27 protein-coding genes and 4 pseudogenes are annotated in these 24,257 nt (G+C 68.8%); 20 read left to right on the forward strand and 11 right to left on the reverse strand.

Going from position 1 to position 24,257, the window contains the following annotated elements:
• Nucleotides 1-92: 92 nt before the first annotated feature.
• Nucleotides 93-497 (reverse strand): hypothetical protein, encoded by a 405-nt coding sequence (locus ACZ7IB_RS00940; protein ID WP_470908091.1) that lies wholly within the window; start codon nt 495-497, stop codon nt 93-95.
• A gap of 426 nt (nt 498-923) precedes the next feature.
• Here ACZ7IB_RS00940 and ACZ7IB_RS00945 point away from each other — a divergent pair, with 426 nt between their 5' ends.
• From ACZ7IB_RS00945 to ACZ7IB_RS00965, 5 genes are all read left to right on the forward strand, one after another.
• Nucleotides 924-2,099 (forward strand): helix-turn-helix domain-containing protein, encoded by a 1,176-nt coding sequence (locus ACZ7IB_RS00945; RefSeq protein ID WP_470908092.1) that lies wholly within the window; start codon nt 924-926, stop codon nt 2,097-2,099.
• Between the two features lie 100 nt (nt 2,100-2,199).
• Nucleotides 2,200-2,352, forward strand: coding sequence for a hypothetical protein (locus ACZ7IB_RS00950; RefSeq protein ID WP_470908093.1), 153 nt, complete (start codon nt 2,200-2,202; stop codon nt 2,350-2,352).
• Nucleotides 2,349-2,501, forward strand: a complete 153-nt coding sequence (locus ACZ7IB_RS00955; RefSeq protein ID WP_470908095.1) for a hypothetical protein — start codon at nt 2,349-2,351, stop codon at nt 2,499-2,501. Before ACZ7IB_RS00950 ends, ACZ7IB_RS00955 begins: the two co-directional genes overlap by 4 nt.
• Before the next feature lie 378 nt (nt 2,502-2,879).
• Nucleotides 2,880-3,077, forward strand: a complete 198-nt coding sequence (locus tag ACZ7IB_RS00960) for a hypothetical protein (protein ID WP_470908097.1) — start codon at nt 2,880-2,882, stop codon at nt 3,075-3,077.
• Nucleotides 3,078-3,293: 216 nt separating this feature from the next.
• Complete coding sequence (locus ACZ7IB_RS00965) at nt 3,294-3,962, forward strand: HAD-IA family hydrolase (RefSeq protein WP_383963638.1); 669 nt, start codon at nt 3,294-3,296, stop codon at nt 3,960-3,962.
• Between the two features lie 48 nt (nt 3,963-4,010).
• On the opposite strand, the gene ACZ7IB_RS00970 is transcribed toward ACZ7IB_RS00965, so the two are convergent.
• Nucleotides 4,011-4,745, reverse strand: coding sequence for an ABC transporter permease (locus ACZ7IB_RS00970; protein ID WP_470908100.1), 735 nt, complete (start codon nt 4,743-4,745; stop codon nt 4,011-4,013).
• A 267-nt stretch (nt 4,746-5,012) separates the two neighbouring features.
• On the opposite strand from ACZ7IB_RS00970, the gene ACZ7IB_RS00975 reads away from it, so the two are divergent.
• The 4 genes and pseudogenes from ACZ7IB_RS00975 (at nt 5,013) to ACZ7IB_RS00990 (ending at nt 8,138) form a co-directional block, all read left to right on the forward strand.
• A complete protein-coding gene (locus ACZ7IB_RS00975) occupies nt 5,013-5,657 on the forward strand; it encodes an HNH endonuclease family protein (protein WP_470908102.1) in 645 nt (214 codons plus the stop codon).
• 110 nt (nt 5,658-5,767) lie between these two features.
• A pseudogene (locus ACZ7IB_RS00980) lies at nt 5,768-6,658 on the forward strand (alkaline phosphatase D family protein); the annotation flags it as partial.
• A 90-nt stretch (nt 6,659-6,748) separates the two neighbouring features.
• Nucleotides 6,749-7,207, forward strand: a complete 459-nt coding sequence (locus tag ACZ7IB_RS00985; protein ID WP_470908104.1) for a DoxX family protein — start codon at nt 6,749-6,751, stop codon at nt 7,205-7,207.
• 250 nt (nt 7,208-7,457) lie between these two features.
• Complete coding sequence (locus ACZ7IB_RS00990; protein ID WP_470908105.1) at nt 7,458-8,138, forward strand: DedA family protein; 681 nt, start codon at nt 7,458-7,460, stop codon at nt 8,136-8,138.
• On the opposite strand, the gene ACZ7IB_RS00995 is transcribed toward ACZ7IB_RS00990, so the two are convergent.
• The 3 genes from ACZ7IB_RS00995 to ACZ7IB_RS01005 form a co-directional block, all read right to left on the reverse strand.
• Entirely contained in the window at nt 8,125-8,349 is a 225-nt protein-coding gene (locus ACZ7IB_RS00995) for a DUF2277 domain-containing protein (RefSeq protein ID WP_470908107.1), read from the reverse strand. The genes ACZ7IB_RS00990 and ACZ7IB_RS00995 overlap by 14 nt on opposite strands.
• Before the next feature lie 132 nt (nt 8,350-8,481).
• On the reverse strand, nt 8,482-9,849 hold the full coding sequence (locus ACZ7IB_RS01000; RefSeq protein ID WP_470908109.1) for a DUF1254 domain-containing protein: 1,368 nt from the start codon (nt 9,847-9,849) through the stop codon (nt 8,482-8,484).
• A 79-nt stretch (nt 9,850-9,928) separates the two neighbouring features.
• Complete coding sequence (locus ACZ7IB_RS01005) at nt 9,929-10,363, reverse strand: DUF7144 family membrane protein (RefSeq protein ID WP_470908110.1); 435 nt, start codon at nt 10,361-10,363, stop codon at nt 9,929-9,931.
• 29 nt (nt 10,364-10,392) lie between these two features.
• Here ACZ7IB_RS01005 and ACZ7IB_RS01010 point away from each other — a divergent pair, with 29 nt between their 5' ends.
• Nucleotides 10,393-10,518: a hypothetical protein gene (locus tag ACZ7IB_RS01010; protein ID WP_470908112.1), complete on the forward strand. Its 126-nt coding sequence runs from the start codon at nt 10,393-10,395 to the stop codon at nt 10,516-10,518.
• Nucleotides 10,519-10,559: 41 nt separating this feature from the next.
• Here ACZ7IB_RS01010 and ACZ7IB_RS01015 read toward each other — a convergent pair whose 3' ends face one another.
• Nucleotides 10,560-11,159 carry a hypothetical protein gene (locus tag ACZ7IB_RS01015; RefSeq protein ID WP_470908114.1) on the reverse strand — a complete coding sequence of 200 codons (600 nt, stop codon included), beginning with the start codon at nt 11,157-11,159 and terminating at the stop codon, nt 10,560-10,562.
• Nucleotides 11,160-11,264: 105 nt separating this feature from the next.
• Between ACZ7IB_RS01015 and ACZ7IB_RS01020 the strand changes: the two genes are divergently transcribed.
• The 4 genes from ACZ7IB_RS01020 (at nt 11,265) to ACZ7IB_RS01035 (ending at nt 14,827) form a co-directional block, all read left to right on the forward strand.
• The gene (locus ACZ7IB_RS01020) at nt 11,265-12,233 is read left to right on the forward strand and encodes a MerR family transcriptional regulator (RefSeq protein ID WP_470908116.1); all 969 of its coding nucleotides are present in this window, start codon (nt 11,265-11,267) and stop codon (nt 12,231-12,233) included.
• Between the two features lie 44 nt (nt 12,234-12,277).
• Complete coding sequence (locus ACZ7IB_RS01025; protein WP_015034725.1) at nt 12,278-12,352, forward strand: 50S ribosomal protein bL37; 75 nt, start codon at nt 12,278-12,280, stop codon at nt 12,350-12,352.
• Between the two features lie 359 nt (nt 12,353-12,711).
• Nucleotides 12,712-14,106 (forward strand): sensor histidine kinase, encoded by a 1,395-nt coding sequence (locus ACZ7IB_RS01030; RefSeq protein ID WP_470908118.1) that lies wholly within the window; start codon nt 12,712-12,714, stop codon nt 14,104-14,106.
• Between the two features lie 34 nt (nt 14,107-14,140).
• Complete coding sequence (locus ACZ7IB_RS01035; protein WP_470908119.1) at nt 14,141-14,827, forward strand: response regulator; 687 nt, start codon at nt 14,141-14,143, stop codon at nt 14,825-14,827.
• Here the strand turns inward: ACZ7IB_RS01035 and ACZ7IB_RS01040 are convergent.
• A pseudogene (locus tag ACZ7IB_RS01040) lies at nt 14,801-15,511 on the reverse strand (phosphatase PAP2 family protein); the annotation flags it as partial. The gene ACZ7IB_RS01035 and the pseudogene ACZ7IB_RS01040 overlap by 27 nt on opposite strands.
• A gap of 473 nt (nt 15,512-15,984) precedes the next feature.
• On the opposite strand from ACZ7IB_RS01040, the gene ACZ7IB_RS01045 reads away from it, so the two are divergent.
• The 4 genes and pseudogenes from ACZ7IB_RS01045 to ACZ7IB_RS01060 form a co-directional block, all read left to right on the forward strand.
• On the forward strand, nt 15,985-16,347 hold the full coding sequence (locus ACZ7IB_RS01045; RefSeq protein ID WP_470908121.1) for a hypothetical protein: 363 nt from the start codon (nt 15,985-15,987) through the stop codon (nt 16,345-16,347).
• Between the two features lie 759 nt (nt 16,348-17,106).
• On the forward strand, nt 17,107-17,382 hold the full coding sequence (locus ACZ7IB_RS01050) for a branched-chain amino acid transporter permease (protein ID WP_470908123.1): 276 nt from the start codon (nt 17,107-17,109) through the stop codon (nt 17,380-17,382).
• A 343-nt stretch (nt 17,383-17,725) separates the two neighbouring features.
• A pseudogene (locus ACZ7IB_RS01055) lies at nt 17,726-17,983 on the forward strand (flavoprotein); the annotation flags it as partial.
• 207 nt (nt 17,984-18,190) lie between these two features.
• Nucleotides 18,191-18,306: pseudogene (locus tag ACZ7IB_RS01060) on the forward strand (transposase); the annotation flags it as partial.
• Nucleotides 18,307-19,064: 758 nt separating this feature from the next.
• On the opposite strand, the gene ACZ7IB_RS01065 reads toward ACZ7IB_RS01060, so the two are convergent.
• Nucleotides 19,065-19,352, reverse strand: coding sequence for an Imm32 family immunity protein (locus tag ACZ7IB_RS01065; RefSeq protein WP_470908124.1), 288 nt, complete (start codon nt 19,350-19,352; stop codon nt 19,065-19,067).
• A gap of 270 nt (nt 19,353-19,622) precedes the next feature.
• Between ACZ7IB_RS01065 and ACZ7IB_RS01070 the strand changes: the two genes are divergently transcribed.
• The gene (locus ACZ7IB_RS01070) at nt 19,623-20,213 is read left to right on the forward strand and encodes a hypothetical protein (RefSeq protein ID WP_470908126.1); all 591 of its coding nucleotides are present in this window, start codon (nt 19,623-19,625) and stop codon (nt 20,211-20,213) included.
• 344 nt (nt 20,214-20,557) lie between these two features.
• Here ACZ7IB_RS01070 and ACZ7IB_RS01075 read toward each other — a convergent pair whose 3' ends face one another.
• The gene (locus ACZ7IB_RS01075) at nt 20,558-21,484 is read right to left on the reverse strand and encodes a hypothetical protein (protein ID WP_470908128.1); all 927 of its coding nucleotides are present in this window, start codon (nt 21,482-21,484) and stop codon (nt 20,558-20,560) included.
• Between the two features lie 45 nt (nt 21,485-21,529).
• Nucleotides 21,530-22,438, reverse strand: a complete 909-nt coding sequence (locus tag ACZ7IB_RS01080) for a hypothetical protein (protein WP_470908129.1) — start codon at nt 22,436-22,438, stop codon at nt 21,530-21,532.
• Nucleotides 22,439-23,525: 1,087 nt separating this feature from the next.
• Here ACZ7IB_RS01080 and ACZ7IB_RS01085 point away from each other — a divergent pair.
• A complete protein-coding gene (locus ACZ7IB_RS01085; protein ID WP_470908130.1) occupies nt 23,526-23,696 on the forward strand; it encodes a hypothetical protein in 171 nt (56 codons plus the stop codon).
• 86 nt (nt 23,697-23,782) lie between these two features.
• On the opposite strand, the gene ACZ7IB_RS01090 is transcribed toward ACZ7IB_RS01085, so the two are convergent.
• The gene (locus tag ACZ7IB_RS01090) at nt 23,783-24,124 is read right to left on the reverse strand and encodes a hypothetical protein (protein WP_470908132.1); all 342 of its coding nucleotides are present in this window, start codon (nt 24,122-24,124) and stop codon (nt 23,783-23,785) included.
• Between the last annotated feature and the right edge of the window lie 133 nt (nt 24,125-24,257).

Raw genomic sequence — 24,257 nt, forward strand, 5'->3', positions numbered from 1 at the left:
GTTTCGTGCGTTCGACGCCCCAAGTCGGGCAGTGGGCACCGCGCCGGAGCAGGGGTCGTGTTCAAACTCCAGCGGGGTCAGGTGTACTCAGCTCACAGCACCGCGAGGTAAAACGCGTTGGGCTTGCCGCTCCCGGCCGCGTCGTACGTGCCGACCAGCACGCCCTTACCGCCGGCGCAACCGCCCGCGACGGCACGGATGGTGGAACCGGCGATGTCACGGGGCGTAGCTTCCACGATGGCCCTGGCCAGGTCCACGTCCTCGTTGCTGATCTCGACGCAGTACGCATGAGGAGCTGTACGCGTCACCTGCGCGACACCCTTGGAATGCGCGATCGTCCCGTCGGCATTGACCAGGGCTCCGGCCTGGACGTGCGGAGCCTGGGAGCTAGTCGCCGCAGGGACAGCGATCGCCATCCCGCTGGCCACTGCGAGCCCAGTCACACACAGACCGGCGACCGTGATCCCGACGGCTCGCATCTTGTTCTTCGCGTACATCCACGCCTCCTCGTAAAGAAGTGTTCCAAGCGGAACGGCATGAGATTAGCGACCGATTAGGCCTCTTTATTTTTGAATGCACCACATCCGGCCTTTGATGCACTTTAGGTTGATCTCATGATCAACGGCGCTGGCGTCACGGACAAAGCCTCCAGGCGCTGGATGCCACGGACGCACTTGTCTGTTACCGCAATGCACCGAGCAACCCGGATTCCACGCCGAGCCCTGCCGTCTTCGGTCTCCCGCCGGATCGTCGGCGCTCATGAACCACGCCCCCTGGCTGGCCTACGGGCCGGGCAGGGGGCACTTTCGTGCGTTAGGCATACGCGAAAGCCCCATCAGCACGGGGTCGATGGGGCCTTCGGAGGTACCAGCGACCTCAGCCAGGGGTACCGTTCTGGTGTCTTGTCAGAACTGGGAGCGAGTATGCACTCTCTTCCGCATGACCGCACCGGCGCACGCATTAAGCGGCTGCGCCTTGAGCGCCACCTCACCCAAAGGGCCCTGTCGGAGCTGTCGCAGGTGCCGTACTCCGCTCTCACGAAGACAGAGCAGGGCGTTATCCCGGCGTCCCCTCACGTCATCGCAAGTCTTGCCCGCGCCATGCGTGTCGAGGTCGCCACGATCACCGGTCAGCCGTACGTCACCGAGCTACGCGCCGATGATCTCGATGTGCTGATCCAGCCCATCCGCGAGGCCTTGGACGTCTACGACCTCGGCGCGGACCCCGACATCACACCCCGCCCAGAGCAGCTACTACGCGACGACGCGGAGGCGCTCCTCGTTGCGGTCCGGGCGGGAGAGATCAAGCAGACAGCGAGCCGGCTGCCGGGCCTGATCCAGGAAGTCACCACAGCAGCGCACACCGCAGACAGCACGGAAGCATGGCTGCTCCTCGCGAGCGGATACCGCACCGCGTATGACGTCGCGTCGAAGCTGGGCTTTCCCGACCTGGCGACGATCACTCTGTCCCGCATGGAGTGGGCGGCGCAGCGCGGCTCTGATGCGGTGGTGGGCGGCATGTACCGGTACATGCGGGCGCTCACCTATCTACGGGCCGGGCAGTACCGCACGGGAAACCGGCTCATCCGCATGGGGCTCGACACCTTGGACCAGGCCGAGCCCAGCCGCGAACGCGACGTACTCACCGGGCAACTCCATCTCGGTGCGGCCGTCATGGCCGCCCACGCGCAGGGCAAGGACGAGGCCACCGGCCACCTGAACGAGGCTGGCCGAATCGCTGCCCGGACTGGCGACGCGTCCGAGGTTCACTGGCTGAGCTTCGGCCCCACGAACGTGGACGTACACCGGGTGTCGGTGCTGGACGAGTACGGCGAGGCCGCGCAGGTCGGCCGCGCCTTGGCCTTGCCGAAGAAGTGGCCGGCCTCGCGACGCAGTCACCATTACGCCGAGCTGGCCCGCGCGCAGATGTGGGATGGCGACCTGGACAACGGGTTTGCGAATCTCCTGAAGGCGCGGAAGGCGGCGCCGCAGCAGGCGAGGTATCACCAGACTGTTCGCGAGACGTATGACGGGCTGGAAGCCGCGAAGCGGCAACTACCCGATTCGTTCCTGTCTTACGGCTCTTGGCTGGGCACCTGACCGACAGTCAGCCTTTGGCCCCGACTATCAACATGCCGTGATAGTCGGGGCCTTGCTGTGCCCCCACCATGTCATCACCAGCCACCGGCCTGGAGCCGACATGGCAATGACGATCAAGGTGTACGAGGTCGACCGGTACGGCAGAACGCGCGTCATCCGCCCGGAAGCCGAGGTCACTCCGCTCAAGACCGTGGACCAGTCCGCCGCGTACCCGGACTGTGAGTGCGACCAGTGCAAGAAGAACCGCGCATGACCGCCCCCACGAAGCCGGCCACCGCGCCGGATGCCGCGTACCGCACCTGGATTGGCCACACCGTCGTCTGCGCCACCTGCCGGGCCGGAGTCTCGTGCCCGACATCCGTGCGGCTCGGTCGCGCCTGGCGGCAAGAGGCCCGCCGATGACCCGCTGCCCGAAAGGCCACGCCTTTCCCATCGAGGACGACACCGAGGCTCACCGTGAAGAGCACGGGGTCACCTTGATTTGGAAGCCGGACCCCGAACAAGGAGAGGTGCCACCCGTGGCGACGCCGACCAAGAAGGGCCAGAAGTGAACTGCCCCAACTGCGGCGCCTTCACGTACGAAGACAACCTCGGCCGCTGGTTCTGCTCGCAAAACTGCGGGTGGAACAGCGGCTACACGACGGGAGGATCACATGAACTGCTCCAACTGTGGCGCAGGTGCCCAGCAAGGGCCTGACGGTCGGTGGTACTGCATGAATCAGTGTGGCTGGTCGTCCGGTGTGGCGCCTGCCCCAGCACCGTCGGGGGTAGCCTCCGGACATGACCCGGCATCCCAAACCTGCGCCTGAGACCGCCGCCGCGACGGGCATGGAGATTACCCGCACGAACTGTCGACGCTGCGGCCACGAGGTGCACGGCATCGACGGCCGCTACTCGTGCCCGCTGTGCGGCTGGGTGAATCACTGGAGCGAGGGCCACACGACGCTGCCCACGGGACGCGACGACAACCGCGAGTAGCTGCGCACTCATGACCGCCCCGCCCCCCGTCGGCCGGCCGGGGCTCATTCCTGTACGAGGTCGGCGAGCGGTACGCCGATCGCGTCAGCGATGAAGACAACCGGAGTCCAGGCCGCGAGTGCGGCCGGGACTCCGGCACGTCTCTGGATTGGCCAGAGCAGCACTCCTCTTTGTATCGTGGTGAAACAAATACGCCGCACGTAGAGGATGGCCCCCTTGCCCAGGTCAGAGACCATTGGTGTTTTTAAGGCATTGCTCCTGGACATGGACGGCACCCTCGTGAACTCCGACGCCGTCGTGGAGCGCTGCTGGCGGCGCTGGGCACTGCGGGAGGGGCTCGACCCGGAGGCCGCGCTCAAGGTGGTTCACGGGCGGCAGGGGTACGCCACCATGGCGGTGCTCCTCCCCGACCGTCCGATGGAGCAGAACTACGCGGACAACCGGGTGATGCTCGCCGAGGAGACCGCCGACACCGACGGTGTCGTCCCGATCGCCGGCGCGCCCGCCTTCATGGACGCGATCGCCGGGCTGCCGCACGCCCTGGTCACCTCGGCCGACGAGGCGCTGGCCCGGACCCGGATGACCGCGTCCGGCCTTCGGATGCCGGTCACCCGCGTCACCGCCGAGAGCGTCGGCGCGAGCAAGCCGGACCCCGAGGGCTTCCTCAAGGGAGCGGCCGAGCTGGGCTTCGCCCCGGCGGACTGTGTCGTGTTCGAGGACTCGGAGGCGGGCATCGCGGCCGGCCGGGCGGCGGGCATGCGTGTCGTGGGCGTCGGCCCGCGGGCCGCGGCGCTCTCGCCCGACGCGCACGTCGAGGACCTGACTCAGCTCCGGGTGGAAGCGGCGGCCGACGGTTCGATCCGGCTGCACATCAGCGCCCGATAGCCGGCCCCCGGCGGGCCTCGGTCCGCGACAGCCGGCCTCCGACGATCCTCAGTCCCGGTGCAGCCGTCCCCGTGCCACCAGTTCGAGCACGGTCGCGACGGCCACCGCCTGCACGGCCATGAGCGCGACCAGCACGAACAGCTGTACGGCCCCCGCCTGGACCGGCGAGGCGCCGCCCAGCAGCATGCCCACAAAGGCGCCCGGCAATGTGACGAGCCCCACCGTCCGCGTCTGATCGAGCCCCGGCAGCAGCGCGTCCGCCGCCGCGGGCCGGGCGATCTCCAGCCTCGCGTCGCGGTCGAGCAGCCCGAGTGCCATACCCGCCTCCACCTCCCCGCGCCGGGTCGTCAACTCGTCCAGCGCCCGCCGCCCGCCGAGCACGGTCGCGGTCAGCGCACCACCGATGAGGATGCCGGTCACCGGGATCAGCGCGATGCCCCGGACCGGGACGAGTCCGGTGAGCAGCAGCAGGGCGACCACCGGCGCGACCCCCGCCCCGATCGGCAGAGCCGCCCACCACCAGGTGCGATTGCGGGTGATCCGGCGGCCCGCGGTCCGTACCGCCACGGCGTACATCAGCGCCACGAACGCGAGCAACGGCGGCAGCGAATGGACCACCCAGCCGATGAGCAGGGAAACCGCGGCGAGTTGGACCGCGGCCCGCAGCCCGGCCAGCAGGATCTCGCGCGACCGGCCGAGCGAGGCCAGGGCCGCGACGGAGGCCGCTGCCGCGAGCAGCAGGGCCAGGACGACCCCGAGCGTGATGTTGACCTGTAGCAGCACGCCGTAACCCTACGACCGGCCAGGCTCGGAGTACCTGCGCGAATCGGCCCACTGCACCGCCGAGTTGCCGGTGCGTCAGTACATGCGCCCGCGCAGATGCGGACGTACGCCCCCATGCCCCGGCCCTGTTCGTCAGAACTCTTGATGTGACGTGCCCATGTCGCCACTCTGTTACCTGGCGCCCACCCCACGGAAACCTGGCGCCGCCACGATGGCCGGGCCCCACGGGTCGCCCGTCCAAGGTCCCCCCACATCAAGGGAGTTCGCATGTCAGGTGTCTACGCGCGTCGCATCGCTGTCGTCGCCGCATCCGCCGCCCTCACCGCAACCACCGGACTGCTCACCGCCCCCACCGCCCAGGCGGTCATGCCCACCCCGGTCTCGGCATCGACCGCCCGTACCTATCTGAGCGAGCTGACAGTCTCCGCGGAGGGCTCGTCGACCGGCTACAGCCGTGACAAGTTCCCGCACTGGATCACCCAGTCGGGCACCTGCAACACCCGTGAGGTCGTCCTCGAGCGGGACGGCACGAATGTGACGCAGGACTCCAGCTGCGCTGCCGTCAGCGGAAGTTGGTACTCGGAGTACGACGGCGCCACCTGGACCGCCGCATCCGATCTGGACATCGACCACATGGTCCCGCTCGCCGAGGCCTGGCGATCGGGCGCCAGCAGCTGGACGACCGCCCAACGACAGGCGTACGCCAACGACCTGACGCGCCCGCAGCTGATCGCGGTCACCGACAATGTCAACCAGTCCAAGGGTGACCAGGACCCGGCCAGTTGGCTGCCCTCGCGCACCGCGTACCGGTGCACGTACGTGCGCGCCTGGGTGCATGTGAAGCACTACTACAACCTGAGCGTCGACTCGGCCGAGAAGAGCGCCCTGCAGTCCGTTCTGAACGGCTGCTGACCGGCTGCCGATCGACACGGCGAAGACCGCGCCGGACAACCATGTCCGACCGCTCACCGAGGAGCCGGGGGCCGCTGAGCGGAACCGGCCCGCCCTCCCCCGTTGTTCCGTACCGTACGGAGCCGTGCACGCCGCACGGCTCCGTACCCGTACACCGCTTCGCCGCCGGGGCGGACGCCGAACCGACCCGTACGCGCTGGAGCTACCGGCATGTTTTCGGCCGAGTACGGCTGCCGATGGTGGACACCCGCGCGGCCCGCGAGCTCGACGAGCAGCGGCGGTCGATGCTCGACACCGACGAGGCGCGCTGAGTGCGCGAGGAAGCCCTTGCCGACCCCGGTTCGTACGACCGTCTCCTGATCGGCACTTCGCTGCCGTGGCTCCTGCCGCCACTTGTCCACGACGCGGGGCAGTGGAACGCCGCGCTGTGCCGTGGCGAGCGCGGCGGGCCCGAGGGGCACTGGGCGCGCTTCGGCGAGAAGCTTCGCCAACGCTCCGACCTGGAACATTGGGCGGCCTTCCCCGACTCCTTCCGGAAGCTGACCGAGCTGATCCGGCAGGCGGGTCGGGGGCCGGACGCCCCGGCGTCGGTATGCGTGCTGTCGGGCGATGTGCACCACGCGTACATCGCGGAGCCCGCGTCGGCCGGGATGCCCGGCGGCGCCCCCGAGGCACGCATCCCTCAGCTGACCTGCTCCCCTGTGCACAACTCGATCCCCGGCCCACTCAGGGCCGGCTTCCGCTTCGGCTGGAGCCGGGCGGGGAGGCGGCCCGGCCGGCTGCCGGCGCGGCACGGGCGGACGGGCACACCTCCGGTCCACCGGCGCAAGACCGGCGGACCGCGGTTCGGCAATCAGCTCATGACACTCACCCTGCATGGCCGGAAAGCTGCGCCGACATTGGTTCAGGCCAAGGCAACGAAGAAAGGTGCGCAGCTGGAGACGGTGCTGGACCGCCCCCTGACCGACAACTATGGGACGACTTTCAGCCACTCAACTTAATGTTGAACTTGCAAGCATTGGTGAGGTTTCCCTAATCTTGGGCACTCAATCGGTTCACGTCCCCACCAGACCGAAGGAGCCCTTCCCTCCATGCACACACGTCTGAACCAGGCTCAGCCCTACGCCCTCGGCCTGTTCCGGATCGTTGTAGGCCTGCTCTTCGCCTGCCACGGCGCCGCCTCACTCTTCGGCGTCCTCGGCGGCGCGACGGGCGGCGGTTCCATACCGGCCGGAACCTGGCCCGGCTGGTACGCGGCGGTCATCCAGCTCGTCGGCGGCAGCCTGGTGGCGCTCGGCCTGGGCACCCGCATCGCCGCCCTGATCTCCTCCGGCTCCATGGCGTACGCGTACTTCAAGGTCCACCAGCCCGAGGCGCTCTTCCCGCTGCAGAACGGCGGCGAGCCCTCGGCCGTCTTCTGCTGGGTGTTCCTCCTGCTGGTCTTCACCGGCCCCGGCGCGCTGGCCCTGGACCGGCTGTTCAGTCGGGGCGGCGCGGAGAGCGACGGCCAGGACCGTGCACGCGAGCAGGTACCGGCCGTAACGGTCTGACGGCCACAGTGGCGGCCCTGCTGACGGCCGTCACGGCCCGATCCGTACGGGGCCGCCCCTTCCGCTCGCGGGCCGTTCCTCACGTACACCCGGAATGGGCTTCCCATTTCTGGGTGTGCGTGAGCTTTCCAACATCGTCCGTATTTGTAGATCACCGGATGAGCGTCAGGCGTACGCTGTACAGCTGGCCCTGCCGCTCCTGCCGCTCCCCTGCGACGTCGCGGCGTTGTTCCGGATCGGGGAGTAGTAGGTGCTTGAGAGTGTGGGTGCGCTGACCGGCAGCCCATGGATCTACGCCGTGGTCGCCGTCTCAGTGCTCCTGGACGTCTTTCTGCCCGTGCTGCCCAGCGGAGTCCTGGTCATCGCCGCTGCCACGGCAGCCACCGCCGGTTCGACGACCGTCGCAGGCGCGGCCTCCGCGACGCACGCCGCCGAGCAGGTGCCCGAGGCCCCCTCCCTCCTCGCCCTGATCCTGTGCGCAGCCACCGCCTCGGTGCTCGGCGACCTCGTCGCGTACCGGCTGGCCTGGCGCGGTGGCGAGCGCCTGGACCGGGCCATCGCCCGCTCCCGCCGCCTCACCTCCGCGCAGGAACGCCTCGGCGCCGCCCTGGCCCGGGGCGGCGGCATCCTCGTCGTCATTGCCCGCTTCGCCCCGGCCGGCCGCTCGGTCGTCTCCCTGGGTGCGGGCGCCGCACATCGCAAGGTGAAGGAATTCCTGCCCTGGTCGGCGCTGGCGGGCGTGGCCTGGGCCGGTTACAGCGTGAGTCTCGGCTACTTCGGCGCCCAGTGGCTCGGCGCGACCTGGGTGGGCACAGCCGTTTCGGTCCTCGCCCTGTTCGTGGCTGGCGCCCTGGCCGCGTACGTCATGCGTCGCCCTGCAGCGGAAGCGGCCGCCCAGGCATCGACCGCGACGGCCACTACGACGTCCTGACGGCGCCCCGTATCTCCAGACCGTCCATGAGCCTGGCGGTCGCCCGGGCGATCTCGTCGACGGCCCGGTCGAACACCTCCTGATTGTGCGCGGCCGGAGCCCGGAAGCCGGACACCTTGCGTACGAACTGCAGGGCGGCGGCCCGGATCTCCTCCTCGGTGGCCTCTTCGGGGAGGGCGGGCGGGCGAAGGGTCTTGATACTGCGGCACATGTGTCCAGTGTGACCCGAGCCACTGACAACGGGCGGGCGGGGGCGAGCGTCTGCGACAACGGGCGGGCAGGGGCGAGCATCTGCCGACGGCATCAGCCACGCATCGCTTCGCCACTCCCGGTCCCGCTCACCTCACCGCTCACCGCTCCGTTCGACGGCGGGGATCTCGTATGTACCGTCGAGGATCTCCGGCCCCGGCACATAGAGCCCGAGCACGGGCCGGAAGTCCCCGTCGGGCGCGGGGAGCCAGTTCGCCGCCGCATCCGGGTCGGCCGGACGCTCCCTCTGGATGCGGATCGTGAGCGAACCGTCCTCGCCGTATACGAGACCAGGCGTACGGTCACCGATCGAGTACCGCGCGGCCGGGTTCTCGACGAGGCGGTGGTCCGACAGCCCGTACATGGTCACGGACCAGAACGCTTCGACCGGCGGCTGCCGCTCGAAGCGCAGCACATAGGAGTGAGCACCGTTCAGCTGCTCGCCGTCGGCGTCGCGGAAGGTGTGGGCGTACACCGCCTCGTACCCGTGGCTACCCCACAGCGCGGTCCGTGCCGCCACCGCTCTGGCCGGATAGGAGGCCTCGCGGTCCGTGATCCGCCACTCCGGGGAGTCGATGGCCCCGACGCCGTGCCAGTCGAGGTTGTAGTCGAAGAGATGCGGATCCATCTCCCAGCCCTCGCGCGCCGCCGCGGGCCGGCTCGCCTCCTCCACCCGCGCCCTGCCCCGCGCGAGGCCCTCGGCCAGCGCGTGTACGAGGGCCGGGTCGGCGGACACGTACGGCGAGGGCCCCTCCTCCAGCAGCTCCAGCGGCTGGAACCGGTCCTGGTACGCCTGGTCGGCCGCGGACGGCGGAAAGTCTGCCATCCAGACCCTGAGCTGCTCGAAGAACCTCAGCGGCTCCGGTACGTCGGGGTCGGGCGCGGGCAGTCCCGTGCGATGAGTACCCGGTTCGAGATGTGTGAGGGCGAACTGTGCCTGAAGGGCGCGCACCCGCCCCAGGTCGTCCGGGCCGTTGCAGGCGTTGCGGCCGATGACGGAGACAACGGAGGTCGGTGCGTCGATCACGCCGCGCACCCCGTCGGGCACGCTGCCCGACCAGCCCGGCGGTACGACGAGCCAGTCCCCGGCCCCCGTACCGGTGGCACGGCGGCCGACGTACGCGAAGTTGTTGGTCCAGGTGTCCACGAACTGCAACACGTAGTACGCGCCGCCCGTGTCGGGTACATGGAGCACGACCGGACCGCCGGAGAGGTCGAGGTGCGCGATCGAGTGGACGGTGTCGTTGTCGACGGACACGAAGTGCGTGTAAGGGAGATCCAGTTGAACGGAGTGCGCGAAGTGGTTGAAGGGGGTGGGGGGTAGCGGACCGAAGCCCGTGTGCATGAAGTCCTCGACTGCCGACAGGCCATGGACCAGCGGACAGCCGTAGACATACGCCTCGGCGGCAAGAGCGACGAGCTCTTCCGTGTTCTCCTTCGACACCGCAGTCCTTTCACTCACTGCACCCGCTCATGGCAAGGGCCGGCATGGGTCAGCCTCCGCCCGGGAAGGCCGAGTCGGGCCCGTACACCGTGGCGGCTCAGATGACCGCCTTCGAGCCCTCCGTGCACAGGGCCCAGATGACGAATGCGTCGATGGCGATGGAGACGATCGCCCAGACCGGCTGGTACGGCAGCCAGACGAAGTTGACGATCAGGTTGATGGCGGCAAGCACCACACCCGTGGCACGGGCCCAGGTGGCGCCCTTGAGGATGCCCCAGCCGACACACACGAGCACGATGCCGAGGACGAGGTGGATCCATCCCCATGCGCTCACATCGAACTTGAACGTGTAGTTCCTGACACGCCTGTAGACCTCGTCCGCGGCGAGACCGGTGATGCCCTTGATCACTCCGAGGACGCCGTCGACGAGAAGCAGCACGCCGGCGAACGTGATCCCACCGGCCGCCCAGGGGTTGATGCCCCCGGGTTCGGTGGAACGGGCCGGGCCATGCGCGGACGCTGTGTGTGCCATGGAAACTCCTTGGCCGGGGCGGGACTGGCATGACAGAACCGACCCTGCGCGGCGCCTTCCCGGGCAACCACCCGGACGCGCCCATACGGGTGACGCCCCTGGAGCACAGCCGCGAAGTCGGGCAGCCGTGCGTCAAGCGAAAACCCGGTCCGTGAACAGTCGGAGCTGAGCGGCCGGAGGGGATGACCGGCTGGGGCTAGGACGTCGGGAACCGCGACACCTTCGCGACCTTGCACGTGAGCTTGCCCGTGAATTTCCCCAGCCCCTGGGCCTTCCCCACGGACTTCTGCCCGGCATCCAGGTTGGACGACGACGCCAGACCCTCGCCGTGGCGCGTACCGTCCCCGTCCACGAACTCCACGTTCACGATGTAGGACGCCCGTGCCCCGGAGTGGTTCACGATCTCCACATCCGCCGCAGGCCACTGCGTCACCGAGTCCAGCTCACAACTGGTGATCCTCACATCGTCCTCGGCCGCCGTGTCCTCCGCAGCAGGCGGCTCGATGGGCGCGTCGGACGCACCGCCCTCCAGAGGAGCACCGCCCTCCGTGGCCTCCACCGACGGCGGACTCGACTTGCTCGACGACGAGTTGCTGCCGACCGAGGTGGCGATCAGCACGCCGAGGGCCAGCAGGACAGCCACCCCACCCACCACGGACAGCGTGACGATCAGCCCGGTACGGGACTTCTTCGGCGGCTGCGGAAAGCCACCCGCTCCCGGGCCCGGCTGCGGCCACTGCTGGTACGGCAAGGGCTGTTGATCGGGCTGAGGCGGTGGCGGGTAGCCGTACGACATGGATTCCCCCCATGGGATGGTGCGGATGGTGCGGATGCGAAGGAGACACGTTACGACGTGGCCGGGGCTTGAGTCTCCCGTGGGGGGAGGCGTGAAAGTGGGGGCATGGACGGCGACGCGCTCTACTCGATCGGTGATCTGGCCAGGCGGACCGGGCTGACGGTCAAGACCATCCGGTTCTACTCCGACCGCGGGATCGTGCCGCCGGCCGACCGCAGCCCGGCCGGCTACCGCCGCTACGGCATCGACGCCGTCGGACGCCTCGACCTGGTGCGTACGCTGCGCGACCTGGGACTGGACCTTCCCACGATCCGGAAGGTCGTGGACCGGGAGCTCTCGCTCGCCGAGGTAGCCGCAGCGCACGCCGAGGCCCTGGCGGTGCAGATCCGCACTCTGCGCACGCGGCAAGCAGTGCTGACGACGGTGGCCAGGCGCGGGTCCACGCCTGAGGAAATGGATCTCATGCACAAACTGGCCAAGCTCTCGGAGGTCGAACGCCGACGCCTGATCGGCGATTTCCTCAACGCCACATTCGGCGGCCTGGACACCGCCCCCGGGGTCACCGGAATCATGCGCTCGATGACCCCGGAGCTGCCCGGCTCCCCCGACACCGAACAGGTGGAGGCGTGGGTCGAGTTGGCCGAGCTGTCCCAGGACCCTGATTTCCGCGCCGTGATACGCAGCATGGCTGAGCACCACGCGGCCGAGCGCGCCCGGGGCGATACGACCAGCCTGCGCCGCGACCTCGGAGCAACGGTCCGCGCCCACGTCGCCCCGGCTCTGACGGCCGGCGTCACCCCGACCTCGCCACGGGCAGATCCGATCGTCGAATCGGTCATGACCGAGTACGCACACGACATCGGCCACCCCGACGACCTCGCTCTCCGCCACCGGCTGTCGGCCCTGCTGGAGACCGCGAACGACCCTCGCCGACGGCGGTACCTGGAGCTGCTCGCAGTGATCAACGCCTGGCCTCCCCCGGACGACCCGGCACCGGCATTCACGTGGTTCACGCAGGCGCTGCGCGCCCGGCTGCGGGGCACCTCTGATGCGGCTGCACCGGGTCGAACCTAGACTGACAAAGGCCCGAAATGTCCTGACTGAGGGAGATGTGCAGCATGGCCAAGCGAGGAAACAAGCGACGCGCCCGCAAGAAGAAGAACGCCAATCACGGCAAGCGTCCCAACGCCTGATCCGACCGGGCAGGCCGCCCGGGGGGACGCCGCCTCCACGTTTGAGAGGCGTCCCGCCCGTGGCTGCAAGCCGAGCCGGCCGTCCTGCTCATGGAGCACACGAGCACACCGGTCGACGCGACGGCGACGGTCGGTACGGTCCACGAGCTCATGGCCCGTCAGAACCACCGCTCCCGCCGGGTCGGGCCCGACAGGATCTCCGGCGAGCCGGTCCAGTCTGCGCTGTCGACGCCGGGGCACAGCACACGGAATGACAACGGGGTGACAGGGGCAGGGCACCGGCAGGCTTGACTTCCGGCAGTGCCGGGACGCCCCTCGGCTGCGTACCGTCGTACGGGTGTACAGAGCGATGATCAGCGGTGCGGGCCGTCGAACCGGGGAACCTTCTGACCGTTGTCGCGGCGGTCTGTGTCGGGCTGAGCGCCGTCAGTTCGTGGTGGGCCCTGCTCGCGGCCGTGGCGGCCTTCTTCGCCGGCCGGGAGCCGGGAAGGACCGGACCCACCGTCCTCGTGCTCGTCGCGGTCGTCGCGGGCGGCGTCGTGGCGGTGGCCCTGGTGCCCTCGTGGCTGCTGATGGCGGGGCGGTTCGTCGCCGTGGTGGCGGTGGCCGCGATGCTGCCCTGGTTCGCCGGGCGCTTCTGGCGCCAGTACCAGGAACTCGTCCGGGCGGGCTGGGAGCGGGCCGGCCGGCTGGAGCGCGAACAGCAGCTCGTCGCCGAACAGGCGCGTTCCCGGGAGCGGGCCCGGATCGCCCAGGACATGCACGACGTCCTCGGGCACGACCTCAGTCTCATCGCCCTGTCGGCGGGCGCCCTCAAGCTCGCCCCGGGTCTCGACGAGGCCCAGCGGACCGCGGCCGGGGAGATCCGGGCCCGGGCGGCCGCGTCGGTGGAGCGGCTCGGCGAGGTGATCGGCATCCTGCGCGAGGAGGCGGACGACGAGCCGCCGCGGCCGCCCGGGCCCGGCATTCCCCGGCTGGTCGAGGAGGCCGCAGCCGCCGGCCTCGCGGTCGCTCTGCGGATCGACGGCGACGCCGACGTGGTGTCACCACCGGCCGCACGGGCCGCCCACCGGGTCGTCCAGGAGTCCCTGACCAATGCGGCCAAGCACGCGCCGCACGCACAGGTGAGCGTGGAGGTGACGCACACCGCCGAGGAGACGACGGTCCGGGTACAGAACGGACCCTCGCCCGCGCGGGGCGGCCCGGAGGGCGTACCGGGCACGGGGCGAGGACTGATCGGGCTCGACGAACGGGTGCGGCTGGCGGGCGGCACGTTCGAGCACGGTCCGTACGAGGGCGGCTTCGCGGTCACCGCGCGGATACCGCACACCCCGCCCGCCCGCCGACCGGCCGCGGCACCCCGGGCGGCGGCCCCGGCACTGCCCCCGGAACACCGGCACGCCCGCAGCCGTGCCCGCCGCGCTCTGGCCACCGCGGCCGTGCTGCCCCTGGTGGCGTGGGCGCTGCTGAGTGCCGCCCTCATGGGCTGGGACATCCGCTCGGCCCGGCAGTCCGTGCTGGACCCGGGCGACTACGCCCGGCTGCGGGTGGGACAGGATCGGGGCACGGTGCAACGGCTGCTGCCCGAGCGCCAGACCACCCAGCGGCCGGTGGCCGGGGAACCGAAGAAAGAAGGCACCACGTGCGAGTACTACGCGATGACGGCGGACCGCTTCGACGACCGGTCCGGGGACGCCTACCGGCTCTGCTTCCGCAACAGCAGGCTGATGTCCAAGGAGGCCCTGACCCCATGAGTGCGCCGCGCAGGGAAGGGACGGTGAGCGGCCGGTGATCCGGGTGCTGATCGCCGACGACGAGCCGATGATCCGCAAGGGTGTGGGCTCCGTTCTGTCCACCGATCCGGAAATCGACGTCGTCGCGGAGGCCGCCGACGGGCACGACGCCGTGGAGCTGGTCCGCCGCCATCGCCCGGCCGTCGCCGTGCTCGACGTCCGGATGCCCGGGATGAACGGCATCGAGGCGGCGGCCGAGATCCGGCGCACCGTGCCCGGGACGGGGGTCGTGATGCTCACGACCTTCGGTGAGGACGACTACATCCTCCAGGCGCTCGGAGGCGGCGCCGCGGGCTTCCTGATCAAGTCGGGCGAGCCCGAGGAACTCATCGCGGGGGTCCGCGCGGTGGCCGACGGCGCCGCCTATCTGTCACCGAAGGTCGCGGCGCGGGTCGTCGCCCATCTCTCGGCGACGGGCGCGGGCGCTCTGGCCGGCCGCCGCACCGCCGCCCGGGAACGGGTCCGTGCGCTGACCGGCCGGGAACGCGACGTGCTGGCCTTCCTCGGCAGCGGGCTGTCCAACGGACAGATCGCCCGGCGGCTCCATGTGGTGGAAGGGACGGTCAAGGCCCATGTGAGCTCCATCCTGGCCCGGCTGGGTGTGGACAACCGTGCCGCCGCGGCGGTCGTCGCCCACGAGGCCGGGATCGTCGCGCCTGCCGAACCGCCTGCCGAGCGCTGACGCCGCGGTCCGGGCGAGCGGCAGGAAGGCGAGCAGCGCGGCCGCCGTCACCGAGCCGCCGAGGACCGCACCGGCCAGCACGTCGTGCGGGTAGTGCACCCCCACCAGGACCCGCAGCAGCGCCGCCGCGCCGGCCAGCGGCAGGGTGACGGCGGCGAGGCGCGGCCGCAGCATGGCCAGGCCCACCGCGAGGCCTGCGGCCAGGGTGGCGTGGTTGCTCGGGAAGGACCAGTCGCCGGGGGGTGGGCACTCGGCGACGGCCTCCGCGCCGCTGTGCAGAACCCGGCAGGGGCGCGCCTCGTCCACCACCTGCTTCACGGCCTCGCTGACCGCATAGGCCAGTACGGTGCCGATGCCGGTGAGCACGGTACCGGTGGACAGCCGGGTGTCCCCACGCCGTACGGCACCCCACCAGGCCCACACCAACAGCAGCCCGAGTGCCACCAGGGTGCCCTCGGTCGCCACCTCCAGCACCGGCCCCGTCCATGAGGGGCCGTCAGCCACCGCCCCGGTCACCGAACGGTACGCGGACGCGGACGCGCCGCCCGTCACCTCCGCGGCTCCGGCCCTGCCCAATCCGCCCGGGGCAAGCCCCGCGACGACGGCCGCGCCCGCCCCCAGAACGACACAGGCGGCCAACGGCCGTCCGTTCCGGGTCCTGTTTCTTCCGGTTTCTCGCTTCATGGGAAGTGAACCTAGAAGCCCAGGGAGCGGCAGACCCGGGCCGAATGGCAGGTGCCAACCCCTGACGATCGTCGGGGGTGCGCCATGCCTGCGGGGGCGAGTTGAAGCCTCACTGTCCGTCAGGACGGGCGGCCCAAACGCAGATTCACACTGCGTGTCCTCCCACCACCATCGCCGGCTGGGCCGTACCCCGCCTCACTCCTGGGACGCGACGGCGACGGCCGAGTCCCGCTGCATGCAGTCGTATGCCCTTCGAAAACACGTATCGATAATCCCCAATGCAAGAGTGAAAACTCTCACCAACAACACCGGCATAACCCTTTCTGCACCACAAGGAACTCACATTCCTTGCAATGATTCCCCCGCTTCACACCTTCCTCGAAGACTTCAGGAAGGTTCACGAAAAGAGGACACTCTTGCTCAAGAACAAGAAGGTTCGCACGGCTGTATGGTCGAGCGCCGCCGTGAGTCTCGTGGCAGGTGTTACGTGGGCGGGCACGGCGTCGGCCGCCGCACCGACCCCCACCAAGGTGACGGCTCCGTATGCGCAGGCCGCTGCGGTGATCAACTCCGATGGCAGCATCAACAGGGCCAAGGGAATCGCGAACGTCACGAAGCCGGCCACCGGACGTTACTGCGTCGAGCTGGCGGACAAGGACCTGGACCTCACCAAGCTCACCCCGGTGGCCACCCTCCAGTACACATCCTTCGAGTACGGAATTCGAATCTCATTCTGGCCGCACCCCGAGTGCGGGGGCCGGAAGGACACTATTCACGTAATCACGGGAATGCCGAACAAGTGGGAAGACCTGGCGTTCTCACTCGTCGTCCCGTAACGAAATATCGGTCAACAATTGAACTGTCACAACGGCTTGACCCGCCGTACGCGTGTGGGGGTCTTCCCGTTGCGCCGCGTGCCCGCTCCGCTTGACCAGCCGCACGAGACCGGGCAGCACCGGCGCTGAACACCGCATTCCCTTCCGCCTTTGGGCGGAAGGGGATGTTTTCGTGCGTCCAGGGTCGAACGAGTACGCCTATGGCGCTCACCGCCAGCGCTCGTGCCTCGGCACCGTACACGGGGCTCGGCCGCACCAGGACCTCTCACGTCGACCACGGTCGGTCAGAACGGGCGAGGTCGGTCGCGTCCTAAAACCTCCGGGGCAGGACTGGCAAGCACACCACCCCGTGCGGGCTGCTTGGCGGTGCTACCGGAGCCCCTTGGCCGGACCTGACAGACCTGGGCCGGCCGGTGGCATTGCTGGTGGATTGGTGGCCACCAGTAGGGGTGGCATGGGTGTCCGGGATGGCGCGGGGCACACCGGACGGTGAGGGTGGCGGGGTTCGTGGTGGCGGTGCCCGCGGTGTTGGTGAACTCTGCGCGGAACCGGCTGCCGCTGTCGCAGGTGGCGTCGGCCAGGGTGTAGATGGTGGAGGTGGCGCCGGGGATGTCGGCCCACGCGGCACCCTCTTCGGCTTTGACGCTGCTATTGCACGGTCGAGGTGGGGTCACCGGACGCGACGGCGGTGAACGTGGCGTCCTGGGCCGCGTTGACGGTCCGGTCGCCAAGACGGGCTCTACGGTGTTGCAGTCCGGGGTGCCGTCGGGGCCAAGCACCTGGAAGACATCCACACCACTGCGTGCGAGCAAGACCGTCCAGTACCTCAGCACCCGCATGCCCGTAGGCGTCATGGTGATCCTGCTCGCCTACTGCCTGCGCGACCTGCCCGTGACCGAGGCTCGGGCCCTTGCTCCCCTGGCGGCCCTGGCTGTCACCGTCGGCCTGCACCTGTGGCGCCGCAACGCCCTGCTCAGCATCCTCTGCGGCACCACCACCTACGTCATCCTCGCCAGCACGCTCCTGGCTCACTGACGCCCAACCCCCGGCACATCGCCCGTCAACTGCCTGCGGCCATGGGCACATTGCCGGGACATTTCCGTTCTCAACGGCTGTCACCCGGCACAATCGCACTCAGCGTGATCACGTACAACTGTGATTCCGAGGTCTGTCGGCCTGGCGACACGGGCTGCAGGAACGAGCAACGGTTGCTGGTAGTTGGTGTGGTCGCTGTATTTCTCTGCTGTACTGCTGGCCCTGGGGCGGACCGATACGGGGCGGTGGAACGGTGAGCGTTGGCGGTCTTGGAGTGCTGGGAGTCGTGGGCACGGCGGCCGATGGAATTGAGACGCTGCGGACCGGACTGGTCGAGCCGGCCATGGACCTCGGCTGGCAGGTAGCCGTGACCCTGACACCGAACGCCGGCCGATGGCTGAGGGCAAGCGGTGAGCTCGAACGTCTGGAGGCACTGACCGGATTGCCGGTACGGGATACGCCTCGCCTGCCGGCTGAGCCACGCCCGCACCCGGTTGCCGACTGCTATGTCGTCGCCCCAGCAAGTGCGAACTACGTCGCCAAGCTCGCGACGGGTATCGCCGACAACCAAGCTCTGACGCAGGTGAGCGAAGCGCTGGGCACCATCGACGTTTCGGTAGTGGTGTTCCCTCGGGTCAACGCAGCGCATGCACGGCACCCTGCGTGGGACGGACACATCGAGATGCTGCGAAAAGCAGGCGTGAAGCTGCTCTACGGCTCTGATGTATGGCCATTGGACGAACCGCGTCTGGGCCCGGCGGATCGAGAGCCCCCCCTGGAACGCGATCCTGGCGTCCGCGAACCAGGGCAGGTAGCCGCCTTCCGCGACCGGCCACTGGACGCCGGCCCTATGCGTTCGTCCGGGTCGACGCACTGACTCGGAACGTCCGCGAGGGCGGCCGGATCACCAACGTGCACGCGCTGAACGTAGCTGAATGAGACGGTCACTGAGGTGGGCATTGCCGTGTGGACCTGTAGCGGATGCCTGCGGGACTGCAGACCGCGAAGCGCCTCGAGGAGATCAGCGTAGGCGCTCCAGCAGTCGACACTGCCATCGTCGTTCAGACTGCCCATGTACCAGTCGTCGTTGTTGACGGGCTTCACCAGACACAGTCCATGGAACCCCAAGACGATTTCAGGGTGGAGCCGTTAATCTTCTGCCGGCCGGCCCACCCACGTCACAAAGCGACCGCTGTCGAGAGCTATCGTCCCCCGGTCGCCGGAGATCCCGGATTCGTGCGTACCACCCGGGCCTGGCAGCGGCCACCTGTCTCGCCTGGCTGACAACACCGAAGCGGTACAGCTCGGCATGGCGGCCGAACTTCTGGAGCACACGTCAGAAGTACTCGGCGACAAGGAAGCGGAGCCGGAAGAGCCGAGGCTCCTGGCGACAGACATGACCGGAGCCCTGCGGGACGCGCTCCGTGTAGCGACAAGCCGCGGTCACCGCCTGTCGATACCGGATCCCGCCGCTTCCGAGGGAGGGGACCAGGGTCCTCGGCTACCGGCGGCGGCCTTCGGTCAGCAGTAGCGCACATCCAACGGCAGAGAAGCCCCGGACCGAGTCCGGGACTTCTCTGCTTGCATCCAACCAAGCCCGCCAAGGCCCCCATTGAGTTGCCGAAACGACCTGCTGCTTCTGCAAGTTCAAACCGGACCAGCAGGCCCCGCGCCTGGCGATCTCACTCGTCGCATCGCTCCAGAACCAAGCTGACGGATCCGTCCTCCAGGCCATTGCTGTCTTCGAGGTGCAGGTGGCTCCCATCGGGTACGCCGCCCCCGGCAAGCACGAGCAGGTGCCCAGCGAGCGTCCTGAGGCCGGCGGCATTCGCCTCTATGACGACCTCACCTCCGAGGTCCCGCACCTCGATCCGCGCGTCCGCCTGCCATGTAAAAACCAATGCTGTGCCATCGACCACGGACGTGACACGGGTACTTTCCACCGGGGCACTGCTGGCTTCGGAGTTCATGGCAACCATGATGGCGCTTGGTGCACACGGCTCCCGAGGGCCCGTGTGTCTCTCGCGCCTCCGCAGGTCAGAGGTCTGGCGCGGGTCCAATGACGTGGAGCCGTCCACAACTAGGCCGTGCACCCGGCTCATGGCGTCGAATCCTCTGCGGGGAGCCATGCGCCCTGTTGCGCGCCGGATGCCCTCTTGCGGTGCTCACCCCTACACAGCACGGTTTCGTTGAACGCTGATCGGCACTCAGGTGCCACAAGGGGGGAGGGGCGATAGGTCATGGGGACAGTGACACGGTGGGCGCGGGAGACCTTCGGCGACACGGCCGGCCAGTTGGCCGACCTGATCCCGGCCAGCTTGGTCCGGGCACACGCCAGGGCGCGCAGTGGCCACGAGGGAGTGCACACCCAGACTCTGGAGGCATATGGGCACGGGCTCTACGCCGCCCAGTATGAGGAGCTGGCTGTCAGCCTGGCCTCGCTCTCGGATGCCACTCCGGTGCGCTTACAGAGCCGAACGCTGGTGATCGTTCGCGACCAACTGATCTATCCGTATTGCTACGCGAAGAAGGACGTCCCCGTCACGGCCGCGCGTCTACGCCGCACCACCGGCTTCCGTGCGGATCTGTTTCGTCGGCACGGCCCGGAACCCATGCAACAGACCTTCGACTTGGACTTCGATGAGTTCGACGAGCCTGAGACGCACCCCGACCTCAACCTCCTGCCAGAGGACGTGCGCCTCGTCCTGGTCGCCTACGCGTGCTCCATGAGCCAAGGAGTGATGCGTATCGAATGGGGCTCGGCCGAGCTGCGCCGCGAGGACCGTTACCTCATCTGGCACCGCCACGAGCCCCTGTCTCCTGGCGCCTAGCAGGCAAGAGGTACCCAAGGTGGCAGGTGCGCAAGGGCCGAACGCAGAATTTCGTTCTCGTGCTCGAGAGCGGCTCGTTCGTCTGCCGAAAGGTGCGTCACGCGCTCATCCTGCACGAGGTCTGCGGAACGGCCGGAGTTCCCCGCCCGACCGGGCACTGCTGGGGCACGGCCGCCTTCTGATCCGTAGCTCTAGCCAGAACGGTCAGCGACGGCCATACCGGCCACTACGAGGCCCCGGAGAGACGGTAGCGGACGTGGGCGGTTGCTGGGGTTGCGGTACTCCGCTGCTGTACTGCAACCCCACCCGATACGCCTTGCACTGATCCAAGGGGAGCGCAGCCGTCACTTCCTGTTGAGTTGGAGCAAGCCGCTGTAGTCAGCCGTGATCGTGTGGCCGTAGAACGGGTCCGTGCCGGTGGTGCGGGCAATCACGGTGGCCTCGCCGCGCTGGAACGGTACGTTGCCCGTGGGCGTGGCCTGCGCAGTCCACGGCGTGGGTTCGCCCGGCACACATGCCACCTTCGTGCTGTACGAGCCGCGGACCGTGGAGCCGTCGACGGTCTGGCTCACTGTGCCGTACGACTCGACCGTGACAGGCGAATTGCATGTAACCGTGCCGTGGACGACAGCCTTCCCAGTGCCCTTGTCGGCGATGCCGTCGGCGGCGACCTGCAGCCCAACCACGGTCTCGGCGGGCGGCTCCAGACTGTTCAGGCGAACTTCGCCGCGCACCGATTCTGTGGCTCCCGGGCAATGTTGCTCGAAGGAAGCGTCGAGAGCCTTCACATAACCGTGGGTCGCGAACTCCACGGAGCGGATGGTGAAGGAGCCCTCGGCAAGACAGTCCCGGCCGTTGCCTCTGAGCTCGATCCGGGGCTCGCCCGGGGCCGGATTGGCCTTGGCGCCGGTGTAGGTGCCGGGCACCAGCGGCTGGGACGGGCCCCACGGTGCCTCGAGGTGCAAGGACCACGTGTCGCCGTTGGCACTGTCGACAAACACGCCGACGCCGGTTCCGACACCGTCGCTGGTGGTGTAGCCCTGGACGGTCATTCCGTCCTGGGAGCCTTCGCCATCGGTGTAGGAGTACGACTGTCCGGCGCTGATGTACTCGCCGGCATCCCCGCTGAAGGCGAAGGTTCCGGACTCGACGTCATATGCCTGTGCAGTGCCGCCGCCCAGCAGGCCCGACGCAACAGCCGTAAAAGCCAGCGCCGCAGCGAGGCCGGTGGTGATGCGCGTGTAGGCGCTCTTGTGTGCGCGGAATCTCAAGAAAGCTCCAAAGGTAGATAGAGGCGGTGAAGTGCGGCAGCCGGTTCAGCTCTTGCGGAGGGACACGTTGGCCGTCCCGAGGTCGGTGACGACTGTGTGCTCGTACACCGGATCAGTTGCCTGTGCCTTGAACTCGACCGTGGCATCACCCTTTTCGAAGGGGACGCCGCCGGCGATGGTCCCGTCCGCCGCCCAGGCGGCAGGCGTGCCCGGTGTGCAGTCCACCCGCGTGTAGTACGAGGCAGTCGCAAGGCCACCCTTGGCCACGACTTGGTCGATGCTGCCGTTCACCAGCACGTTGACCGGTTCGGTGCAGGTCACGGTGCCGTGCACGGCGGGTTTCCCGCTAGCTCCGACCGTGCCGGAGGCGGCGATGTCGACGCCCAGCGTCAGCTCCGCGGGCGGCGGTGGGTTGGTGAGGTGGACCTGGCCGGTGAGCCCGGGGTCAGTGCCCGCGCAGTTCTGCTCGAAGCTCGCGTCCAGAGCCTCCACATAGCCGCGCGGTCCGAGGACCATGCGGTCGATGGTGAAGGATCCCTCGGACTCACAGCCGTAGAACGTGCCGCTGACGGAGAGCTTCGGCGCACCGAGCGTCGGTGTATCGGCGGCGCCGGTGTATGTTCCCGGGGCCAACTGCTTCCCGTACTCCGCCCCCATGACGACACTCCACCGATCGCCGCTGGCGCCGTCTTGGACGATGACGGTGATCTGGTTTCCGTCGTTGTCCCAGCCGGCGTACATGGCGTCGGCCGAACCTTCGCCGTCGGTGTACGAGTAGGAGTAACCGCCGCCGACGGGGTCCCCGACTTCGCTGACGACATCGAACGTCCCGGATTCCACCTCGACTGCATACGCCGGGGAACTCGCCAGAAGGCCCGTTGTCACCGCCCCAATGGCCAGGGACGCACCGACGGTCCTGGCGAGCCGGGTGAACGCGCGTAACCGGACAGACATGTTCTTTATCCCCCAAAGAGAGATTGATGAGCTTGTTGGGAGCTCCTGCCGTGGGGGGCGGCGGGAGGAGTATCCCAACCCGAAGCGATCTTCACAACCCTGCACTCACCCCCTGGTCAGGGGGGTGACCAAAGGGTCTCCGGGAGCCGCCTCGGGACTATGTTTCAGGCCGCAGATCCCATCCCCTCATCACCTGCCCGGCGCGCATTCCAAGTCTGTCGGTGGCGTGCTGGGAGTCGTCCAGCGCCGTTCACCGAAGCTAAGGCGAGGTGAGAGCCCTCGCTCCCGTGACGGCCGGGTGAGCCGTCGGTAGTGGTGCGGCGCGTCGGCGCGGCACGCGCAATCCTGCGGCCCTGGAGAACACCCCCGGGTGCCACCCGCAGTGAGCTGCCCTGCTGAGCACCAGGCAGAGACATGGCGCATGACCTTCGCAGCGAATGCTGCGCCGGTTGCCTCCCCCCGCCCGTCCGGGCCCCTCGCGGGCCGCGTACAGGCGGGGTGGCAGGGAGCCGGGCTTCAGGGACGACTCCATTGCTGTGAAGCGCACAAGGCGGGCCCGGTGTTGCAGCACCGGGCCCGCACCCGCTCACCATCCCGCCGTTCATGAGGAGCTCCACGATGACCGTTTCCACGTTCGCCGCCGTGTTCATCGCCCTGTTCGTCGCTCACAGCGTTGGTGACCACTGGGTCAGCACGGCGAAACCCGTGTCCACCTTCAGTGGTGTCTAGGGTGACCGCGGGCCGGCCGGACCGGCTGCTACTCCGGTGCCCGGCCCGTCGGGGCCGATCGGCCCGATTGGGCAGGCCGGGGCTGACTCCACCGTTCCGGGGCCAGCCGGGCCGAAGGGCGACACCGGGCCTGCTGGTCCTGCCGGCCCCGCGGGGAAGGACGGCGCGGCCGGGCGAGACGGCCGGGACGGCCAGACGTGCCCGACCGGGTACAGCCTCCAGCCGCCGCCGGCAGACCCCGACGGGCTGATGTGTAGGCGCGATACGCCGTCCAACCCTGACCCGGCGACGGGCCCCACGATCCTCGGCCTCCCCGCTGATCGGCGACACCCCTGATCACTTTCGAGGACCCGCGAAAGTGAAAACGCTTGTCACCTTACGGGCGCTCATAAAACGATTACGCCCCGCCTTTCGTTTACTAAAGCTCGGTCAGGCGGGCTACCAGTGGGTCGAGCAGACCTTCTTCACCGCAAAGGGACTCGACTGCCTCGCCGACAAGCTCGGGGCCGCCAGACAGGCTGCCGCCTGATCAAACTCTCCCCCCTCCTGCCGTTGGCAGGAGGGGTGTTCGCTGTTCGATCGAATCGCATGAGTCGTCGTGCCTTGCTGGTTCTGCTAATTGCGCTCCTGGTCTCCGCCAAGGACGTGGAAGCACGGACTTCCGTCCGAATGGAACCCGGTGGTGGGACACGTGTCTTGCCCGTCGTGGTCGCCACCACCCCAGCTGTTGTCGTGGTCGCCACCACCCCAGCTGTTGTCGTGGTCGCCACCACCCCAGCTGTTGTCGTGGTCGCCACCACCCCAGCTGTTGTCGTGGTCGCCGTCCCGGTTGTCCGTACGGTCGTGGCCGACGATCCCAGTCGACGTGTCCGAACCTGTGTCGCTTCCGCCGATGTCCGCCAGAGCCCGGGCTGGTGCTTCGACTGCCACCCTGGCGGGCGGCTGGGAGGCTGCCACGGCGGTGGTGGCTCCTGCGGTGACGACCAGCACAGTGCTAATGCAGGATGCGCCAAAAAGTCGGGAAATTCTCCGTCGGACGCTGGTAGTCATGACGGTGTCCTCTTTGCGTAGGGGGTGCGCTTACTTTTCA

This window comes from Streptomyces sp. NPDC037301, assembly GCF_055602785.1.

Bases quoted from the DNA above. Each gene is read 5' to 3' on its own strand.
- ACZ7IB_RS00940 (WP_470908091.1), bottom strand. From the start codon at position 497: ATGTACGCGAAGAACAAGATGCGAGCCGTCGGGATCACGGTCGCCGGT.
- ACZ7IB_RS00945 (WP_470908092.1), top strand. From the start codon at position 924: ATGCACTCTCTTCCGCATGACCGCACCGGCGCACGCATTAAGCGGCTG.
- ACZ7IB_RS00950 (WP_470908093.1), top strand. From the start codon at position 2,200: ATGGCAATGACGATCAAGGTGTACGAGGTCGACCGGTACGGCAGAACG.
- ACZ7IB_RS00955 (WP_470908095.1), top strand. From the start codon at position 2,349: ATGACCGCCCCCACGAAGCCGGCCACCGCGCCGGATGCCGCGTACCGC.
- ACZ7IB_RS00960 (WP_470908097.1), top strand. From the start codon at position 2,880: ATGACCCGGCATCCCAAACCTGCGCCTGAGACCGCCGCCGCGACGGGC.
- ACZ7IB_RS00975 (WP_470908102.1), top strand. From the start codon at position 5,013: ATGTCAGGTGTCTACGCGCGTCGCATCGCTGTCGTCGCCGCATCCGCC.
- ACZ7IB_RS00985 (WP_470908104.1), top strand. From the start codon at position 6,749: ATGCACACACGTCTGAACCAGGCTCAGCCCTACGCCCTCGGCCTGTTC.
- ACZ7IB_RS00995 (WP_470908107.1), bottom strand. From the start codon at position 8,349: ATGTGCCGCAGTATCAAGACCCTTCGCCCGCCCGCCCTCCCCGAAGAG.
- ACZ7IB_RS01005 (WP_470908110.1), bottom strand. From the start codon at position 10,363: ATGGCACACACAGCGTCCGCGCATGGCCCGGCCCGTTCCACCGAACCC.
- ACZ7IB_RS01010 (WP_470908112.1), top strand. From the start codon at position 10,393: ATGACAGAACCGACCCTGCGCGGCGCCTTCCCGGGCAACCACCCGGAC.
- ACZ7IB_RS01015 (WP_470908114.1), bottom strand. From the start codon at position 11,159: ATGTCGTACGGCTACCCGCCACCGCCTCAGCCCGATCAACAGCCCTTG.
- ACZ7IB_RS01020 (WP_470908116.1), top strand. From the start codon at position 11,265: ATGGACGGCGACGCGCTCTACTCGATCGGTGATCTGGCCAGGCGGACC.
- ACZ7IB_RS01065 (WP_470908124.1), bottom strand. From the start codon at position 19,352: ATGAACTCCGAAGCCAGCAGTGCCCCGGTGGAAAGTACCCGTGTCACG.
- ACZ7IB_RS01070 (WP_470908126.1), top strand. From the start codon at position 19,623: ATGGGGACAGTGACACGGTGGGCGCGGGAGACCTTCGGCGACACGGCC.
- ACZ7IB_RS01080 (WP_470908129.1), bottom strand. From the start codon at position 22,438: ATGTCTGTCCGGTTACGCGCGTTCACCCGGCTCGCCAGGACCGTCGGT.